Annotated in this window: 1 protein-coding gene; it reads left to right on the top strand. The window is 73.6% G+C overall.

Going from position 1 to position 780, the window contains the following annotated elements; genetic code table 11:
- Positions 1–18 precede the first annotated feature (18 nt).
- A partial coding sequence (locus tag ACI79U_RS21420; protein ID WP_457072407.1) for a DUF222 domain-containing protein occupies positions 19–780 on the top strand: 762 nt, incomplete at its 3' end.

Below are 780 nucleotides of genomic sequence, written 5' to 3'. Positions count from 1 at the left end.
GCCGAGCTGACCCGCACGGTGCGGCATGCGGAGAGCACGCAGGCGTGTGAGCGGGATGCGCTGAAGAGCATGCGGTCGTGGTTGATCGGGCACGTGCGGGTGGCGCCGGCCGAGGCGTCGCGGATCGTGCGGGCCGGTCGGGTGCTGGAGTCCTTCCCGGTGCTGGCGGCGGGGTTCGCGGCGGGGGAGGTGAGTGCGGCGCAGGTGAACGTGGTGGCGGAGAAGGTCGGCCCCGGGGAGGTGGCGAAGGCTGCGGAGCAGGGCATCGACCTGGGCGCCTTCGACCGGGACTGGGCCACCGTGGCGGCCGAGTCCCGGCACGAGGCGCTGCCCCTGGCGGTGCAGGCCTTCGCCGATGCGCTGGATCCCGACGGGCCGGAGCCGGATCCGACGGAGGGCCGGCGGTTCACGATCGTCAAGCACGCCGACGGCAGCGTCACTGGCCGGTTCGAGCTCGATGCGGTGGGTGGGGAGAAGGTGAAGGCGGCGATCGAGTCCCACGTGCAGGCCGACCGGCCCAAGGGCGACACCCGGACGCGGTCCCAGCAGCAGGGGGACGCGTTCGTGCAGGTGTGCGACAACGCCCTGGCATCAGGGGACCTGCCGACGCTGCGGACGGTGAAGCCGCACGTGGTGGTCGGCATCGACCTGGAGGACCTGGTCGACCCCGCCACCGGCGCCGGCGCTGCCGAGCTGGGGTTCGGGGCGACGATCTCCGCCGCCCGCGCCCGCTACCTGGCCTGTGACGGGAGCATCTCCCGGATCGTGATGGGCCCCGAC

The organism is Modestobacter sp. SYSU DS0904 (assembly GCF_054051115.1).
Note: the sequence above shows the minus strand (reverse complement) of the source record. Positions and strands in the feature narration are given on the sequence as shown.